Source organism: uncultured Campylobacter sp. (assembly GCF_938018035.1).
Lineage (GTDB): Bacteria > Campylobacterota > Campylobacteria > Campylobacterales > Campylobacteraceae > Campylobacter_B.
The window spans coordinates 17,477-34,796 of the sequence record NZ_CALIJF010000332.1 but is presented as its reverse complement, the minus strand read 5'-3'; the positions used below and the strand labels follow the sequence as shown (position 1 = coordinate 34,796).

The 17,320-nt window shown below is 48.3% G+C and carries 14 protein-coding genes and 3 pseudogenes; 4 read left to right on the top strand and 13 right to left on the bottom strand.

What is annotated here, in order from left to right; genetic code table 11:
* From Q0257_RS10055 to Q0257_RS10040, 4 genes and pseudogenes are all read right to left on the bottom strand, one after another.
* Positions 1-670, bottom strand: a pseudogene (locus Q0257_RS10055) (tRNA (guanosine(46)-N7)-methyltransferase TrmB); the annotation flags it as partial.
* Positions 671-673: 3 nt separating this feature from the next.
* On the bottom strand, positions 674-1,339 hold the full coding sequence (locus Q0257_RS10050; protein WP_298024539.1) for a fibronectin type III domain-containing protein: 666 nt from the start codon (positions 1,337-1,339) through the stop codon (positions 674-676).
* A pseudogene (locus Q0257_RS10045) lies at positions 1,269-1,595 on the bottom strand (RluA family pseudouridine synthase); the annotation flags it as partial. The pseudogene Q0257_RS10045 and the gene Q0257_RS10050, both read right to left, overlap by 71 nt.
* Before the next feature lie 717 nt (positions 1,596-2,312).
* Positions 2,313-2,942 (bottom strand): annotated as a pseudogene (locus Q0257_RS10040) (RluA family pseudouridine synthase); the annotation flags it as partial.
* A 52-nt stretch (positions 2,943-2,994) separates the two neighbouring features.
* On the opposite strand from Q0257_RS10040, the gene Q0257_RS10035 reads away from it, so the two are divergent.
* A complete protein-coding gene (locus Q0257_RS10035) occupies positions 2,995-4,101 on the top strand; it encodes an FtsW/RodA/SpoVE family cell cycle protein (protein ID WP_298024537.1) in 1,107 nt (368 codons plus the stop codon).
* A 104-nt stretch (positions 4,102-4,205) separates the two neighbouring features.
* Here Q0257_RS10035 and Q0257_RS10030 read toward each other — a convergent pair whose 3' ends face one another.
* The 9 genes from Q0257_RS10030 to Q0257_RS09990 form a co-directional block, all read right to left on the bottom strand.
* Positions 4,206-4,532 carry a hypothetical protein gene (locus Q0257_RS10030; protein ID WP_298024536.1) on the bottom strand — a complete coding sequence of 109 codons (327 nt, stop codon included), beginning with the start codon at positions 4,530-4,532 and terminating at the stop codon, positions 4,206-4,208.
* A complete protein-coding gene (locus tag Q0257_RS10025; RefSeq protein WP_298024535.1) occupies positions 4,529-5,224 on the bottom strand; it encodes a hypothetical protein in 696 nt (231 codons plus the stop codon). Before Q0257_RS10025 ends, Q0257_RS10030 begins: the two co-directional genes overlap by 4 nt.
* A gap of 659 nt (positions 5,225-5,883) precedes the next feature.
* Positions 5,884-7,686 (bottom strand): N-acetylmuramoyl-L-alanine amidase, encoded by a 1,803-nt coding sequence (locus Q0257_RS10020; protein ID WP_298024533.1) that lies wholly within the window; start codon positions 7,684-7,686, stop codon positions 5,884-5,886.
* A complete protein-coding gene (locus Q0257_RS10015; protein ID WP_298024532.1) occupies positions 7,670-8,758 on the bottom strand; it encodes a nitronate monooxygenase in 1,089 nt (362 codons plus the stop codon). Before Q0257_RS10015 ends, Q0257_RS10020 begins: the two co-directional genes overlap by 17 nt.
* On the bottom strand, positions 8,758-9,963 hold the full coding sequence (gene tyrS / locus Q0257_RS10010) for a tyrosine--tRNA ligase (protein WP_177389336.1): 1,206 nt from the start codon (positions 9,961-9,963) through the stop codon (positions 8,758-8,760). Before tyrS ends, Q0257_RS10015 begins: the two co-directional genes overlap by 1 nt.
* A gap of 14 nt (positions 9,964-9,977) precedes the next feature.
* The gene (locus Q0257_RS10005) at positions 9,978-12,170 is read right to left on the bottom strand and encodes a RelA/SpoT family protein (protein ID WP_298024531.1); all 2,193 of its coding nucleotides are present in this window, start codon (positions 12,168-12,170) and stop codon (positions 9,978-9,980) included.
* The gene (locus Q0257_RS10000) at positions 12,148-12,366 is read right to left on the bottom strand and encodes a DNA-directed RNA polymerase subunit omega (RefSeq protein WP_005872285.1); all 219 of its coding nucleotides are present in this window, start codon (positions 12,364-12,366) and stop codon (positions 12,148-12,150) included. The genes Q0257_RS10005 and Q0257_RS10000 overlap by 23 nt, the downstream gene beginning before the upstream one ends.
* Before the next feature lie 23 nt (positions 12,367-12,389).
* Positions 12,390-13,109: a UMP kinase gene (gene pyrH, locus Q0257_RS09995; protein WP_297881798.1), complete on the bottom strand. Its 720-nt coding sequence runs from the start codon at positions 13,107-13,109 to the stop codon at positions 12,390-12,392.
* A gap of 64 nt (positions 13,110-13,173) precedes the next feature.
* On the bottom strand, positions 13,174-14,517 hold the full coding sequence (locus Q0257_RS09990; RefSeq protein WP_298024529.1) for an apolipoprotein N-acyltransferase: 1,344 nt from the start codon (positions 14,515-14,517) through the stop codon (positions 13,174-13,176).
* Here Q0257_RS09990 and yajC point away from each other — a divergent pair.
* The 3 genes from yajC to secF are packed head-to-tail and all read left to right on the top strand — an operon-like array spanning position 14,493 to position 17,311.
* The gene (gene yajC, locus Q0257_RS09985) at positions 14,493-14,765 is read left to right on the top strand and encodes a preprotein translocase subunit YajC (protein ID WP_005872282.1); all 273 of its coding nucleotides are present in this window, start codon (positions 14,493-14,495) and stop codon (positions 14,763-14,765) included. The genes Q0257_RS09990 and yajC overlap by 25 nt on opposite strands.
* Positions 14,755-16,359 (top strand): protein translocase subunit SecD, encoded by a 1,605-nt coding sequence (secD, locus tag Q0257_RS09980; RefSeq protein ID WP_298024528.1) that lies wholly within the window; start codon positions 14,755-14,757, stop codon positions 16,357-16,359. The genes yajC and secD overlap by 11 nt, the downstream gene beginning before the upstream one ends.
* On the top strand, positions 16,343-17,311 hold the full coding sequence (secF, locus tag Q0257_RS09975) for a protein translocase subunit SecF (RefSeq protein WP_291935970.1): 969 nt from the start codon (positions 16,343-16,345) through the stop codon (positions 17,309-17,311). Before secD ends, secF begins: the two co-directional genes overlap by 17 nt.
* The last annotated feature ends 9 nt before the right edge of the window (positions 17,312-17,320 follow it).

Genomic DNA, 17,320 nt, shown 5'->3' with positions numbered 1-17,320 from the left:
CGAGCGTGCGTGCGATCTGTGAGGCGAACTCGTCGCTTATGACGCGGCGGTGCGGCGCGTCGTCCCACGGCACGGGGAAGTGCAAAAATACGCGCTGCAGGCAGCCCGCGGGAAGCAGGCTCAGCAAAACCCGCGCGTCGGTGGCTATGAGAGCGATGTTTTGCAGCCCCTCGCGGATCGCTAGCTTTGCGACCTGTTCGATCGCGGGCTTGTAAATTTCGATGCCGATTAGCAGCGCGTCTTGATTCGAGCGCGCTTGATGAAGTAGGTGTCTGCCCGAGCCGAAGCCGATCTCGATGAAAATTTTATTAAATTTAGAGCTTTTTACGAGGGATAAAATTTCATTCTCGTCCAAAATCAGCGGCGTTTTTTCGGTAAGCGAGCTGTCTTTGTAAGCAAACGCCTGCGAGATGATCCGCCCGCAGAAGCGCTCTTTAAAAATTTCGAGCGCTCGCTGCAGATGACCGATTTTGGCGGGCTTGGTGATCTTTTCGCCCTTTACTATCACCTTGTCGCCGCTGGGCTTTACGATGATAAAAAACTCACTATCAAAGCTTTTAGTTCGTACGAGCGTTAAATTTCTGCCGCGCGCCGTTTCTAAAAATTCGACCTCGTCGAATCTAGCTGGTAGCCGCGGCAGGCTCACGCTTTGGGTTATGAAATTCGGCAAACTTTATTCTGCCTGCGCTGCGGCAATGACTGCACTAGGCTTGGACAGCTCTCCGTTTTCGGTTTTGACGGTGATGCGGTATTCATATCCTTCGCCATAATCGATATTGTCGATATATTCAGCACTAAGTCTGCCGCGAACCTCTTTAATCGTGCTCCACGACTCGCCTCCCTTAGGACGGCGCTCGATTAGATAGGAGCTTACGCGAAGATCCGGATGCGGACGCCAGATGATCTTAACGCGGCCCGGAAGTCCGTAGATCGCCTGCGCAAACGGCACGGACTCTAGCATTTTTGCTGTGCTTGCGATAGCGACTGGAGAAGGAGCCGAAACGCCCTTGGCGCCGTATGTGCGCACCGTGTATTTATACGAAGTGCCCGGCTGCAGCCTCGTATCTACGTAGTGAGTGGAGTATGGATCTGCGATGGTGGCGATCTTTTTGGCTTCGCCGCCGCTTGCAGGCGCTCGGTAGACGACAAAGCCCAATACGGCGGTATTTGAGTCGTATCTAGGCCACTCAAGCCCGATCTCATCGTCGCTCGTGATCGTCCTAATGCCCTCTACGCGCGGAAGGCTCTCGTCGCTTGCGCTAGGCGCGCTAGACGTAGCGCAGCCAGCCGCTAGTATCGCTAAAGTAGCGCTCAACGTTAGTCGGTAAAATTTTTTCATAAATTTCATCCTTTACCTTTTGATTTGTCGTAAAATTTAGAAATTCGCTCGGCAAGCCCGCGCATATTTTCATCTCTTTGCCGCTTCGCGGATGGATGAAATAGAGCAAATAGGCATGGAGCAAAATCCTGCTAATTTTAGCGTTTTCGCTCTTAAATCCGTATAAATGATCGCCCAAAATGTGCCGATTTATCGAGCTTAAATGCACGCGGATCTGATGCGTGCGACCCGTGAAGAGCTTTGCCGCGACGAGATTAAAGCTCTTTAGGTTTATCGGCGGCAGAATTTGGTTTTGAGCGGGATTTTTAAAATTTAAAAATTTATTCTCGGCGAGACGGGCGGCATGGGTTTGATCCGCGCTCATTTTGGCGGTTAAAATTTTATCTGCGTTATCCGCGCGGCTGCTTGGAATTTTATCTGCGCTTTGGATTGAAATTTTATCCGCGCTCCGCATGCAATTATTTGAAATTTCATCCGCGTTATTCGCGCCTGCGTAGTCGTTTAAAATTTCATCCATGCCCGCATTCTTGCTCGCGCTCACGTCGGTAGTCGAAATTTTATCTGCGCCCGCAGCTAGGTCTACATTTAAAATTTCATTCCCGCGCGTGCTTGCGTCGGTCGCTAAAATTTTACCCGTATCTGCACCCCTGCTAGCGCTTAAAATTTTATCCTTGCCTGTGGATACGGCTGAAATTTTGCCTATATCTGTGGTCGCATCTGAAATTTTATCGGTCGCCGAAATTTTATCCGCATCACCCATTGAAATTTTATCCGTAGCGTCACCCAAAATTTTGTCCTTAGCCGAAATTCTACTTGCGCCTGCGTTCGCAGCCAAAATTTTATCAGCGGCTGAAATTTTATCCGCCCCCGCGCTCTTGCCCGAAGCTGTACTCTTGCCCGCGCTCGTACTTAAAATTTCATCGCACCTCTGGGCGGAGTTTTGAAGCTCCGTTAGTTCCGCGCCGCTTAAAATTTCATAAAACGCGCTCTTTGCGCTGCGTCCGCCGGGCACGATCCCCATTTTTAGACGGTTTGCAGGGTTGCGAGAGATCGGGCGCTCGATCACGCAGGGCTGCTTCAGCGGCAGGTCGATGAGCGCGAGGTATATCCGCCCCATACTCTTATCGCTTAGTTGCGCCGAGAGCGCGGCGTGCGCGGCGTTGTTTTTGGCGACGAGCAGGGCGCCGCTGGTGAGCTTATCCAGGCGGTGCACGATGCCCGCGCGAAGCTCGCCGCCGAGCGTGGAAAGCAGATAGCCGCGAGACTTGAGCCAGTCCACGAGCGTGGGCTCTTTGACGCTTGCGGCGGGGTGGACGGTAAGGCCCGCGGGCTTATTTACCACGAGCAGATCCTCGTCCTCGTATAAAATTTCAACGTCGAAATCTAGCCGCTCTGCGCTCTTTTGCTGCGGCGCGGGCGCGGGGTAGTCGATGTGCACGAGCTCGCCCGCAGATAGCTTGTAGCCGGGCCTGCTCTGCACGACGCCGTCCACTCTGACCGCTTCGGATTTGATTAAGCTTGATATTTGATTGCGCGAAATTCCAAGCTGCGAGCTTAAAAAAACGTCGAGCCTTTCGCTGCATTGTGCTATTAGATTATCCAAATTTATACCTTTTTTGGCTATTCTTACGTCAAAATTTTAATAGGATTAAGCGTTGTTTAAAATTGACAAAAAGATTTTAGCATATTTTGATTTCATTCAACCTTTTTTGATCGTGCCGATAGTGGTTTTTTCATACGTTTTAATAAGCGAGGCAAACGACGTGCTATCCTCGAAGCAGGTGGTATATTTCGGCGTCGGATTTGCCGTTTTTACGCTGTTTTTTCTCTTTCCGATACGCAAATTTTTATATCTGATCCCGATATTTTATTGGACCAACATCATATTGCTGCTCAGCGTCGATTTTTTCGGCGTTAGCAAGCTAGGAGCGAGACGCTGGCTGGAGATTTCTTTCGTGCATTTTACGTTGCAGCCCAGCGAGGTGATGAAGCCCGCGTTTATCCTGATGCTGATGTATCTGATACACAAAAATCCGCCGCCGAAAAACGGCTACGGGCTGAAGGATTTTTTGCGCCTTAGCTTTTACATACTTCTACCTTTCGTTCTGATCGCGAAAGAGCCTGATCTAGGCACCGCCGCGATACTTTTTTTGACGGGATTTGCGATCCTTTTTATTATCGGCGTCGATAAAAAAATTTGGCTTACGCTGATCATCGTTTTTGTGGCCAGCTCGCCGATTTTGTACGAAAACATGCACGATTATCAAAAAAAGCGCATCGCCGATTTTATCAGCGAGGAGCCCAATTACCAGGTCAAGCAGGCGATCATCGCTATTGGAAACGGCGGCATTTACGGCAAGGATAAGGATGAAGCGACGCAGACGCACTTTAAATTCTTGCCGATTGCGACGAGCGATTTTATCTTCGCTTATACGATCGAGCGCTTCGGCTTCGTGGGGGCTGCCGCGCTGATCGCGCTGTATGCGTTGCTGATACTGCATCTGCTGAGCCTAAACTACGATTTTAAAAGCGATTATCTGATACGGGTATTTACGAGCGCGCTTGCCTCGCTCATTTTCATTTATACGGGCGTCAATATCTCGATGGTGGTGGGCTTCGCGCCCGTCGTGGGCGTGCCGCTGCCGTTTTTTAGCTACGGCGGCAGCAGCTTCATCACCTTTATGATCCTCTTTGGAATTTTACAAAATTTGCTGACGTTTAGGATGAAGGATAACTACAAGACCTATAAGATCAGGATGTAAATTTAGCGCTCGCACGGATAAATTTTGAAATTCTACAAAATCGCACGAGTTTATTTTGAGCTTCGTCGGTGAAATTTCAAGCAGGGCGCTAAATTTAAAACTCGCTACAAAATCACGCCGATGCCGAGCGTAAAAACCACCGCGAAAAAGGCGTATGTAAAGGCAAATTCCAAAGTTTGCGAATTAAAAAATCCGTAGTACAAAACGCTCGTGAAAAATCCGCCCACGAAGGCTACGGCAAAGATCCCGATCCGCGCCGCGACTGGCCTTGCGCCGCAAAATTTGTATAGATAAAAAACCCCGCAGAAGCTGATCGCAAACCAGATCATCGCAGGCACCGGCCCGCTTATGCCTACCATGCCGAAAAGATTGGCTAAATTTAAAAGCAGCAAAAATATCACCGCAAGCGCGATCAGCGCGGATTTGATCATCTATCGCGCCTTGCGCCATCCGCGGAATTTTCACCGCCCTGATTGAAATTTTGCGCAGAATTTTCGTCTGCGCCGCCTTCGCCCGCGCTACCGTTTGAAATTTTAAAATTTCCGTCGGAATTTTCATCGGCGCCGCTCGCGAAATTTTCACCGAGGTCGCCACTGGAGTTTAAAATTTTATCCTCGCTTTGAGAATTTGAAATTTCGCCACCGCTTTTAAAGTTTAAAATTTCATCCGCCGCAGCGTCTTTGCTTTGCGGCTCCCGCGCCTCTTTTGCGTCGCAGAAATCCGCGTCTTTTAAATTTGCGCTCTCATCTAAATTTTTAGAGCTCTCGTCCGCAGAATTTTTATAAGCTTTGTTTGAAAATCTTTTGTGCCCGATCTGCAGATAAAAGACGAAGGCGACGAACGCCACCGCCGTGATCGCGATGTAGTAGCGGTTCTCGAAGAGCAGTACGCCCTCTACCAGCCCCGAAAACAGCGCCAGCAGCGAGGCGGTAAGAAACGGGAAGCGCACTATGTCTTTTTCGCCGATCGCTAAGGCGATGAGCGCGACGCCGAAGATCGTGGCGTTTAGCAGCGCGCCTAGGATTTTGATTTCGGCAAAAAGGCTCGGATTTACGCGCGAAGTAACATAAAGCGCGAGCGCAACGGCTGCGAAAAGCAGGATCAAAAATACGATTTTTTTCATTTTGGACCTTTTAAATTTATCTTTAAATTTACGATTCAGCTGCACCTTTAATGCACATAGAGCGCAGGTATCGGCACGTTGCAACTATCGCGTTCGCAGCATTACGCAAATATCGCACGCTCTGCGAACATGGTGCGAAATTTCAGGACGCCGTTAAGCGCGGCTAGAGCGATACACATACTCATGACTTAAAGCGCAATCCTAATTGCGCGGACGCGGTTTGAAACACGATTCGCATTAGGCGCGACAAAATAGCGATTTTGTCGCGCGGCTTAAATGTGATTCTGTCGGTAAATTTTACGGCCAGTCGCACTCTGCTGAGCAAGTGGCGCCAAGTCCATACTTCAAAATTTTACGCCGAGCTGCGCTAAAAATTCCGCGTCTAAGCTATATATCCCTAGCTCGTGGCGCCGCAAGACGCTCCGTAAAAAATTTACCTGCCTGTAGTAAATATTTGGCACGCGAGCGAATTTTGCATGCAAGCGCCGCACGTTTTGCTTTAAATTTAGCGCAGCGGGCTTTAAAATTTTAAATCTAACTCCTCTCGCTCTGTTTATACGCAAGATCCGTTGTGCCCGCTAAACTATATCTGCGGAGCAAATCTCGCGCCGAAATAAAATTTTATCTTGCTCGCAAAATGCGCAGCGCATAAAATTTTATCACTTGTTTTTCTGAAAGTACGCGTCCACGCCGTTTGCGATGCCTTGGGCGATGCGATCTTGATAGGCGCTTTTGCCTAAATTTTTACCCTCCTGCGGGTGCGTGATGTAGCCCATCTCCACGAGCACCGCGGGCATCGTAGCGCCCACCAGCACCCAAAACGGCGCCTCGCGCACGCCTCCGTCTCTGCTTGAGAAGCTCTTTTTGACCGAGCTTAGCATATAGCTTTGAATATCGATGGCAAGCTTGTTTGAAGAGATTATCTTCTCGCGGTTTAAAAAATTTAGGAAGGTCTGCTTCGAGAAGGTATTCATATCCTCCAAATCGCCCCTATTTTCGAGTGCGGCGGCGTTTTTACTGCGTTCGCTTCTAGCCGGGCTTAAGAAAAATGTTTCCACGCCGCTCATTCTGGATGCTGCGCTTGCGTTAGGAGCGGCATTTGCGTGGATCGAAATAAACATATCAGCATTTCTTTTGGCGGCGAAAGCGGTGCGCGATCGTAAATTTATAAAAACGTCGGTGCTGCGCGTATAAAGCACCTTGTATCCCCGCTTGGTAAGCAGCGCACCGAGCTTTTTGGATGTGGCTAGCACGACGTTTTTTTCCTTTAGCCCGTTTCCTACCGCGCCCGAATCGCTGCCGCCGTGACCGGGGTCGATTACGATGAGTTTGCCCTTGGTGGATTTATAAATTTTACCGGCGGCCACGGACGCGGTTTTGGCACCTTGCGCATCATCTATCGTGCTGATTTGCGGCTCGCTATCTTGCTCTCGTCCGCGCTTGCGCCCTGATTTTTGATCCTTGTTTTTTTCTTCGCGCGCGGATTTTGTGGCTTTTAAGCCTTCAGCCGTACTTAAAATCATCATATTGCCGTTAATTTCTACGTTTGCGTTGAATTCTTTCGGGTCGCTAAGTACGATGCGCACGGTCTTATCGTTGTATTGCGAGACGCGTACATCGCTAACGAAGCTATCTTTAAGCCGCGTTTTTTGTGACTTTTGCCGCGCGCTAAAATCAATCACGAAGCGAAAATTATCGCTACTTGCGATCGTAAAATCTTTATAATCGCTGCGCTTTAGATCGCGGTTAAACTCAAGCACGATCTCATCCCCATCGCCGCGCAGAGAATTTAACGCAAGCTGGGCGTTTTTGTCCGCTTTTTTTACGCTGCTTTTTCTAAGCTCGCTGCTTTGATCTGCGGACTCCTCGTCATCCTCGTTTTGCGCGATTGCGTCCTCGCTGCTATCGTCCTCTTGGGCGTCTACGGCCTCGTCCGCGCCGCGGGGCCTAGTCGAGCGTAAAAACTCCAGATCCTCGCTAGATAGCGAGCTTAGATCGGCTTCTTCTGGCGCGCGCGTCTTTTTGAGATTTTTGGAAGTGGAATTTTTTGAATTCTTAGAATTTTTAGAGGCGGAGGCTTTGGGGCTATGCGCTAAATTTGAAGCGTTTTTCTCGTCCGAGCTTTTGGAATTTTTTGCGTTTTCATCTTTGAGCTTTTTAGAATTCGTGCTGCTATCGCTTGCTTTGCCTTGTAATTTGGCTAGCGCAGATTCATAAGGCGAGGAGTCAAGCCCTAAATTTTTCGAGCTGTAAACCAGCCTCTTTAGCGCTTTGATGCGGACTTCTTTATCGGACGCACCTTGGTAGAGCGATTTTAGCTCCTTGTGCAGCGAGCGCTTGTAATTCGGCGTCGCTACGATGAAATCCTTATCGAATTTCGCAAAAAACGCCTCACTGGAAGCTCCAAACGCCAATACGCAGCTAAAAGCCGCGATTAGAAAAATTTTAACTATCTTCGCCATTTACAAGTTTTTCTATCAATTCCTTCACGGATATGATCTCGTTTAATCGCCAGCCGTTGGCACCCGTGAAAAACAGACCGCTTTGCGTTTTGCCAAGATACGCGTCGCTTAAGCGATCGGCGATGCAGTATCCTACGGCATTAGCACCTTTGCCGCGCTCGCAAGGGCTTACGCAGTTGCTGATACAGCGGATCTTAGGCGCCGTGCCCGCGGCGATCATATCTTGCAGATTGGTATGAATTCCGCGTGCGGGATAGCCTACGGGCGATTTTAGAAGCTCGATGTCTTCTTTTTTGGCGTTAAGAAGTACCTGCTTAAATTCCTCCGCGGCGTCGCATTCAAAGGTGCCGATGAAGCGCGTGCCCATCTGCACGCCGTCCGCGCCCAGGGCTTTTACGAGATCGATGTCGGTTTTATCCCAAATTCCGCCTGCGACAAATAGCGGGAAGCTGCCCCATTGCGAGATTTCTGCTTTTACTTGCGGGATTAGATTATCCAGCGCAAACGCCGGATCGCCGCACTGCTCGTAGGTAAAGCCCTGATGCCCGCCGCTAAGAGGGCCTTCGAGCACTACGGCATCCGGGATACGGTCATAGCGCTGCTTCCAGCGCTTGGCGATGATCTTAAGAGCCTTGGCGGAGGAGACGATGGGTACGAGCGCGACGTTCGGGAAATCTGCCGTAAATTCCGGCAGATTGGTAGGGAGCCCTGCGCCGCTAATGATGATGTCGATACCTGCCTCGCACGTGTCGCGCACGATGCGCTCGTAGTCGTTCGCCGCGCACATTACATTCATCCCTAAAGGTGCATTGCCGCAAATTTTACGGGCGTTTTGTACGATGGCAAAAAGCGCCTCTTTGCTATAAAAATTCTCGCTTTGATATGGTCTGCCCTCGAGCGATTTTTTGGCAAATTTAAGATTTTCGTAGTAGCCGGTGCCGACCGAGCTAATGACGCCTAGACAGCCGTTTAGGCTGACATTGCCGGCTAGCTTGTCCCAGCTGATACCAAGTCCCATGCCGCCTTGAATTATCGGGTGCGCAATCTCGTGTTTGCCTATTTTTATACTCATTAATCCACCTTTAATTTAGCGAATTTTTTCTTTCCTACTTGGAGTGTATATTCGCCCGAACTAAGCTGAAGCTGCTCATCTAAAATTTTATTTTGATCGATACTGACGGCGTTTGATTTTATCAGCCTGCGCGCATCCGAGCTAGAGACTGCGAGCTTGCAGCTGATGAGCGCCTTTACGATCCATGCAGGCGAGCTTACGTGGTATTCCTTGATCTCGCTAGGAAGCTCGCCGGCGCCGTGGACGCGGTCAAATTCCTGCTTAGCTTCAAAGGCGGTGTTTTCGTCATAAAATTGCGTGACGATCTCGGAGGCAAGCTCCTCCTTAACCGCCTTAGGATGGATCGAGCCATCCGCCACGAAGCCTTTTATTAGCTCAATATCTTCGCTGCTTTTTTGGCTTAGCAGATTATACCAATCCCACATTAACGCATCGCTGATACTCATCACCTTGCCGTACATATCATGCGGCGTATCGGTTACGCCGATATAGTTACCAAGGCTCTTGCTCATCTTATTCGTGCCGTCGGTGCCAACTAAAAGCGGCATCATCACGACGCTTTGTTCTTTGCCGACATCATAAATTCTTTGCAGCTGGCGACCCATTAAAAGATTAAATTTCTGATCGGTGCCGCCGAATTCTATATCGCATTTCATGCAAACGCTGTCGTATCCCTGCAGTAGCGGATACATAAACTCGCTGATGCTGATCGGCTGCTCTGCCTTGTAGCGCTTCTCGAAGTCGTCGCGCTCGAGCATCCGGGCAACATTGAAAGTGCTTGATAGCTCGATCATACCGCTAGCACCCAGGCGGTTGGTCCATTCGGAGTTAAACATCACTTTGGTTTTAGCGGGATTTAAAATTTTAAAGACCTGCTGCTCGTAGGTTTTGGCGTTTTGAAGCACAACTTCGCGCGCTAGTTTTTTGCGAGTCTCGCTCTTGCCCGTAGGATCTCCGATTTGAGCAGTAAAATCGCCGATTAGAAACTGCACGATCGCGCCGTGGTTTTGCAAAAATGCAAGTTTATTTAGCACGACGGCGTGTCCTAGGTGCAGATCCGCAGCAGTGGGATCCATGCCGATTTTGACGTAAAAGACCTCGCCGCTGTCGTAATAGCGCCTAATCAGAGCTTCGATCTGTTCTTCGCCGATGATCTCCGCGACACCGCGCTTAAAATTTTCCATAATGCCTTGAATGTCAGCCATTTGCTCTCCCTTATTTAGTTTTTATATACGTCCGTAAGCGATACGAAATCCACGATTTTAAAGCGGTTTTTGAGCCTATCTTTGATCTGCGCGGAGTCTAAATTTTCGTTCAGCTCGATGATAATCTCAAAATAATCCGACGTTGTTTCGCTATTTTCGTTGAGGCTTATCGACACCAGATCGACCTCAAGCTTGACTAAATAGTTTAAAAACGTCGCCAGCGAGCCGCGCTTGTTTTCTAAATTTAATATGATCTTGTAGCGGTGCGGCGCATTACGCGTCCATTTTACGAAGATCATCTCATCGGTTTTGATTAGCTCGCTTGCACGTTCGCACAGCTTATGATGCACCGTCACGCCGTGTCCGTTGCGAAAGCCGATGATGTCGTCGCCGCGCTTTGGGTTGCAGCAGTAATCAAACTCAACCTCGTCGATTTTAAAATTTGAATACACCACGATGTTGTCAAATTTTTGCTTCTCGATCTCATACTTGCTGCGAAATTTCATATTGAAAAATTTCTCTTTGAGCGGGTATTTTTTCAGCGCATTTACGACGTCTTTTAAAAATACCGAGTCGTAGGCAGCTTTGCCGATCTTTTTGCTTAAATTTTCTTTTTCAAGCCAGCTTAGAATGCTCTCCTTGCTCGTCGTAAAGATCGCGCATAAAATTTTAATCGCTACTTCAAAATTTATATCTCTGATCTTTTGCTTGCAAAACGCCTTTATCGTCGCGCGCGCCTTGCCCGTTTTTACCGAGCTTAGCCAGCTGCAGCGATAATGCGGCTCGTCCCCCGTGATGATATGAACGATGTCGCCGTTTTTAAGCTCCGTTAGAAGCGGCACCTTGACGCGATTTATAAAGGCCTCGGTCGCTTTTAAGCCCACTTGAGAGTGTATCTCGTAGGCGTAATCAAGCGCTGTAGCACCTCGCGGCAATGTAAAAATTCCGCCCTTGGGCGAATACACGGCGATATCCTCGACGTAGAGGCTGTCTTTGGCGTATTCGTAAAGATCCTCGGCGTTGGCGTCGTCCTCTTCCTGCATGCCGATGTCGTTTAGCCAATCAAGCTTCGGATTGATCGAGCCGCTATATTTATACTTCCAGTGCGCGGCGACGCCGAATTCCGCGGTGTTATGCATATCGAAGGTGCGGATCTGCACCTCTACGATCATGCTTTCGTTAAAGACGGTCGTGTGGATCGTCTGATATCCGTTTTGCTTCGGAAGCGCGATATAATCCTTAAAGCGCGATATGAGCGGATTAAATTTAGTATGGATGATGCCAAGAGCCAAATAGCAATCCATCGGCTTTTGCACGATGATGCGGATAGCCAAAAGATCGAGCACCTCCTCGATCGAAATTCCTTTGCGCTGCATCTTTAAAAAGATCGAGTAGTAGTGCTTCATTCGCTTTTGGATCTCAAAGCTACCCTCGCTAAAGCCGTTTGAGAGCATGTACTCTTTGATCTTTTCGCTAAATTTGCTCAAGCTCATCTGAAGCTGCTGCTTATGCTCCTCGACGTAATCGGCAATCGCCGAATACTCTTTAGGCATAACGTATTTGAAGCTAAGATCCTCAAGCACGTTTTTGATCGATGAAATTCCAAGCCTGTGCGCGATCGGCGCGTAAACCAAAAGCGTCTCCTCGCCGATGCGTTTTTGTTTATCGGGGCGAAGGGCGTCTAGGGTTAGCATATTGTGCAGCCTGTCGCAGAGCTTGACTACCAAAACGCGCTGATCGTTAATGGAGATCATCAGCATCCTGCGGAAGGTAAGCGCCGTGGTGCGAAGCTTAGCGTTGCTATCGCTGGATGGGGCTAATTTATCCTCTCTGATGTTTACGATTTTAGTAAGCCCTTCTACGATTTTGGCTACTTCGTCGCCGAATCTTTGTCTAACCTGCTCGATGCTGTAATCTGTATCCTCTACTACGTCGTGTAGTAGCGCAGATATCACCATCGCGTCGTCTCCACCCATAAAAGATACGAAGCAAGCTACCAAAATCGGATGGATCGCATATGGCTCGCCGCTTTTGCGAAACTGCCCGTCGTGCTGCGCGATGCATAAATTTATAGCATCCACTAGCAGCGGAGTGGGCTCTTTTAGATTATAAAGCAGCTGCTTGGCGCTTTGAATGTCTTTGGTATCGACGACATCGTCGATGAGACTTTCTAAGAAGTTATCATTAATCCTTGTCAACGATTCCATCTAATGCGATCTTACCTTCGGCTAATTCCAAGATTGCTATATCGGCAAATTTCATCCTGCGAGTATCTACGTTATCTATCAGCGGCGGTTCACCTGCAGCTAGCTGCTCGGCGCGTTTGCTTATCATCAAAGATAGCTTGTATCTGTCTCCGCCCGTTACTTTTAAGGCCTTGGCTACTATTTGTTCGGTTCTCATCAATTCTCCTTAAATTTTAAATTTCAGTTTTTTACGATCGAGCAGGAGCTTAGATCTCCGCCCTCGACGATTTTGTATAAATTTCCGCTTTTAAACATATTGCACACGATGATCGGAAGCGCATTATCTTTGGCAAGCGCGATAGCCGTATCGTCCATCACCCTGATATTGTCGTGCAGGGCTTGATCGTAAGTGACTTTGGAAAGCAATTTGGCGTCTTTAAATTTTTGCGGATCCTTGTCGTAGATCCCCATTACTTTAGTGGCTTTTATGATAGCGTCGGCTCCGATCTCGATCGCGCGGAGCGTGCCTGCGGTATCGGTCGTGAAGAACGGATTTCCCGTGCCTGCGGCAAAGATCACGACGCGACCCTTTTCCAGGTGTCTTTTGGCGCGGCCGATGATGAAGGTCTCGCAGATCGCTTCCATCTTTATCGCACTTTGCACGCGCACATCCATGCCTGCGTATTCGAGCGCTTCTCTCATAGCGATTGCGTTTATGACGGTCGCTAGCATGCCCATATGATCGCCGCTGGTGCGTTTGATGATACCGCTAGCTGCGGCGCTTACGCCTCTTATGATGTTGCCGCCGCCGATTACGATGCCTACTTCGATGCCGCCCTCCACGAGCTGCTTGATCTCTTTAGCGATAAATTTTAAAATTTCGCTGTCGATCCCAAAGCCGTTCTCTCCCGCTAGCGCTTCACCCGAAAATTTTACGAGTATGCGATTGTATTTAGCCATAAATTTAGCTCCTAATAAAATTTTAAAATATTACCCAAAAGTCGTTTAAAAATAACTTTTTAGGCTATTTTAGATGATCTTTAAGGCGGTTTATCCAGATCTTTTTCGGAGCGATTATCTCGCTAGCGCTGCCGTTTACGGCGTGATAGATCAATGTGCCGTGCAAGCTCGCGTAGTAGCGGATTATGAGGCGCTGTAAATAGGGCTCGTAGCTCGGCACAAACCAGCCGTTGTTGCTGATCGCTACGACGTATTTTGGCGAGCCTTCGTAAAGCTCTGCGCGCGTAGCCTCGTAGCAAACGGCGCTTCTTACGCTTCGCCCGCCAAGCTCGTAGTCGCTAAAGCCGTTAGCTGTGGAAAAATCGGTCGCACCGCCTAGCAGCACGCGGTTGATGAAATTTCGTGCAAATTCCGGCAGCGGCACCATTTCGCCAAACGGCACCAAAATGTGCTTATCGAAGCGCTTCATTTCCCCGTTCGCAAAAAGATAGGCGCTGTTGTAAAATTTCCCGTTCTCATACGCTTCCGCGCCCGCTACGATAGTAATTGCGCGCGATTTTTCCTTTAGGGCTTCAACTAGCGCGTTTTCTAAATTTAGCGGCATCGCAAAGGCGCTCTCGGGCAAGATTATCGCGTCTTGTCCCTCTGCGATCGCATCGTCTATTCGAGCTAAATTTGCCAACGCGGCGGATAAAATTTTATCCTTCGCCCAGATGTCGTGCTGCGAAATGTCGGTGTTTGCGAGCGAAATTTTAATCGGTAGCGGCTCGGGCTCTTTTTGGCTGAATTGCAGCGCGCAGATCAAAAACGCCGCGAAAATTAGGGCGTTAAGTTTAGCCCGGGCGCCTCGTCCGCGTAGATACAAAACCGCGCAAAGCCCCGCTAAAATCAGAGCCAGCGCGCTAAGATCGGCTCTGAAAATTCCATGGCTTAGAAGCAGTTCAAAATTTAGCCAATCAAAGCCGAAGGGATGGATAAATTTTAGAATCAAAAGGCACGCAGCGCGCAAAACCGGCGCGTCAAAGATCGCAAAGATGCGGAAAATAAAGGCATAAACGAGGCAAATTCCAAGAATTTCAATCGGGATCAAAAACGCGAGATCGAAATAGATCAGACTGAAGCTGATCCAGTGCATCCATAGCGCGCCGATAAAAAATCCGCACCAAAACCACTCCGCCTTGCTTGCTTTTAGTAGATAAAAAAGTGCTGCTATCGCAATTAGAGGCGAGAAAAATTCCGCCGCTAGAGCGATTAAACCGTCAAATTTAGAGCTTAAAATTTCTACGAAAATAAAATTTGAAAGCGCAAGGGCAAGAACAAAGCCTTTATTTATGTAACTTAATGTAAAATAGCTACTTTTTAAATTTCTAATGAAGGAAACACATGGAACAAGGAAACTTCTTTGCATCAATCCTGCCTATCGTCGTAATCTTTGCGATTATGTATTTTTTGATTATCAGACCGCAGCAAAAGCAGGCCAAGGATCATAAAGCGATGGTCGATGCGCTCGGCAAAGGCGATAAGATCATAACTAGCGGTGGCATAAAATGCACGGTCGTGAAAACAAACAATGATTTTATCACAGTTAAGCTTAACGATGAGGTCATGGTCGAGCTAGATAAACAATTTGTGGCAAGAAAATTAGATGAGCAGTAAAATTTCATACCGCCTGCTGATCTTTTTGGCTGCGGTGATCTTTTCGGCGATTTTTGCCGCGCCTTCGATCTTTCAGACCGAAAAGGGAAGCAAGATAAACTTGGGTCTGGATCTGCAAGGTGGCTTGCATATGCTTTTGGAAGTTCAAAGCGACGAGGCGGTCGTTTCGAAGATCAAATCGATCGCCGCTAGCGTTAATTACGCCGCCAAGCGCGATGATCTGCTGATGGACGGGCTAAAATTGGAAGGTGATTCGTTCGAGTTTGAAATTTTAGACGCGGACGAGGCTTCTAAATTTGATGCGATTTTGCATAGCGCCGCAAGCGGATTAGACATTCAAAAATCTGGCGAAAAATATCGCGTCACACTAACGCCTGAGGAGGTCGAAGCGACTAAAAAATACGCGATCGAACAGGCCGTCGAGACTATCCGAAACCGCTTGGATCAATTCGGACTTGCGGAGCCGACGGTAGCAAAGCAGGGCGAGAGCTATATTTTGGTGGAGCTTCCGGGCGTCAAAAGTGCAGCGGATGAGCAACGCGCTAAGGATCTGATCGCCAAAGCGGCTCACTTGCAGCTTATGGCGGTGGACGACGTGCGCCAAGACCGCGCACAAACTATCAGCGCGGCGGATGCCAGAGCTTACGGCGACGTGATCTATCCGGACGTTAAAAATCCGAATTACAAGTATCTCATAAACGAAATTCCAGTGCTTGATGGCGCGATGCTAGTTGATGCGAAGGTTGCCTTCGATCAGCACACCAACCAGCCGATCATAAATTTTACGCTAAACTCTCAAGGCGCTCAAATTTTCGGCGATTTTACCGGTAAAAACGTCGGCAAACGTTTAGCCATCGTGCTTGATGGCAAGGTTTACTCCGCGCCGCGCATAAACGAGCGTATCGGCGGCGGCAGCGGTCAGATCAGTGGCGGATTCACCGTCGAGGAGGCGCATGACGTAGCGATCGCGCTTAGAAGCGGCGCGCTTTTGGCTCCTGTTAAAGTCTCAGAGACACGCAGCATCGGTCCTAGCCTAGGACAAGATAGCATCGATAAAAGTATGGCAGCGCTTAGTCTTGCAGCGGTTGCGATTTTAATCTTTATGATTTTATACTATGGCGTAGCGGGGCTTTTTGCCGATATCGCGCTTGTAGTAAATATTTTATTTTTGATCGCTTGTATGGCGCTTTTTGGTGCAACGTTAACGCTTCCTGGAATGGCGGGAATCGTACTAACTATCGGAATGGCGGTAGATGCGAACGTCATCATTAACGAGCGCGTTAGAGAGGTGCTAAGGACGGGAGTTTCAATCCGCCAAAGTATAAATAAAGGCTATGAAAATGCGATGAGCGCGATCGTGGATTCAAATATCACTACGCTAATTACTTCCGCTGCGCTTTATGCTTACGGCACGGGTCCAGTGAAGGGCTTTGCCGTCACGATGAGCATCGGTATCGTAGCGTCGATGATAACGGCTATTTTAGGCACTCACGGAATGTTTGAGCTAGTAATAGATAAGATGGAAAAAAGCAAAAATACCGCGCTTTGGCTCGGTTATAAAGTAAGAGGAGGCGCAAATGCAAGTGTTCGATAAGGGCAAAATTTATGATTTTATGAAATTTAGATATTTTACCTTTGCGCTTTCTGCAGTTTTGATAATAGGCTCTATTGCGCTATTTTTCATTAAGGGCATTAATTACGGCATCGATTTTAGCGGCGGTACGCTCATTCAGGTTAAATACGACGCTAAAGCACCGCTTGATGAGATCAGAAAGCGCTTCGAAGCGGCAAATTTAGGCAATATCAACGTTACGGAATTCGGTAGCGATCAAGAAGTTACGATTAGATATTCAGGCGCTGCGAGTGAACTGGGCGATAATCCCGCCTTAGCGGCGCAAAAAATTTTACAAGGTAGTGGAAACTTCGACATTCGCAAGGTCGATATCGTAGGTCCTAAAGTCGGCGAGGAGCTTCGCACAAACGGAATTTTAGCGGTATGTGTGTCGTTTGCGCTCATTTTGGTTTATATCACCCTGCGGTTTGAGTGGAGATTTGCGATTGCAGCCGTACTATCGGATCTGCACGACGTCGTAGTTGCCGTAGGTGCGATGATTTTAGCCGGCGTGGATTTCAACCTTGAAATTTTAGCCGCACTGCTAACTATAATGGGCTACTCGCTTAACGATACCATCGTTGTTTTCGATAGAATTCGAGAAGGTGTAAAAGATAGTAAATCGATTAAGCTTGACGAGGTTATAAACGAATCAATCTCTCATACGCTATCGCGCACGTTGCTTACTTCGCTTACGACTCTCATCGTCATCGTGATTTTATTCGTCTGGGGCGGCGAGATGATCCACGGCTTTAGCTTCGTGATGCTAATAGGCGTCATAGCAGGAACTTTCAGCTCTGTATTTGTAGCTGCTCCGATGCTGATTTTGTTTAAATTTAATGTCGAGAAATACCGCGCGTTTTTGGCTGAAAAACAGCGCCGTATCAAAGAGAAAGAAAAGAATCGCGCCATGTATGAAAAAGGCACGGTGTAAGGATAAAAG

Coding starts and splice junctions, on each gene's coding strand:
- Q0257_RS10030 (WP_298024536.1), bottom strand. CDS start 4,532: ATGATCAAATCCGCGCTGATCGCGCTTGCGGTGATATTTTTGCTGCTT.
- Q0257_RS09990 (WP_298024529.1), bottom strand. CDS start 14,517: ATGCAAAGAAGTTTCCTTGTTCCATGTGTTTCCTTCATTAGAAATTTA.
- tyrS (WP_177389336.1), bottom strand. CDS start 9,963: ATGGCTGACATTCAAGGCATTATGGAAAATTTTAAGCGCGGTGTCGCG.
- secD (WP_298024528.1), top strand. CDS start 14,755: ATGAGCAGTAAAATTTCATACCGCCTGCTGATCTTTTTGGCTGCGGTG.
- Q0257_RS10020 (WP_298024533.1), bottom strand. CDS start 7,686: ATGGCGAAGATAGTTAAAATTTTTCTAATCGCGGCTTTTAGCTGCGTA.
- Q0257_RS10000 (WP_005872285.1), bottom strand. CDS start 12,366: ATGAGAACCGAACAAATAGTAGCCAAGGCCTTAAAAGTAACGGGCGGA.
- Q0257_RS10005 (WP_298024531.1), bottom strand. CDS start 12,170: ATGGAATCGTTGACAAGGATTAATGATAACTTCTTAGAAAGTCTCATC.
- pyrH (WP_297881798.1), bottom strand. CDS start 13,109: ATGGCTAAATACAATCGCATACTCGTAAAATTTTCGGGTGAAGCGCTA.
- Q0257_RS10050 (WP_298024539.1), bottom strand. CDS start 1,339: ATGAAAAAATTTTACCGACTAACGTTGAGCGCTACTTTAGCGATACTA.
- yajC (WP_005872282.1), top strand. CDS start 14,493: ATGGAACAAGGAAACTTCTTTGCATCAATCCTGCCTATCGTCGTAATC.
- secF (WP_291935970.1), top strand. CDS start 16,343: ATGCAAGTGTTCGATAAGGGCAAAATTTATGATTTTATGAAATTTAGA.
- Q0257_RS10025 (WP_298024535.1), bottom strand. CDS start 5,224: ATGAAAAAAATCGTATTTTTGATCCTGCTTTTCGCAGCCGTTGCGCTC.
- Q0257_RS10015 (WP_298024532.1), bottom strand. CDS start 8,758: ATGAGTATAAAAATAGGCAAACACGAGATTGCGCACCCGATAATTCAA.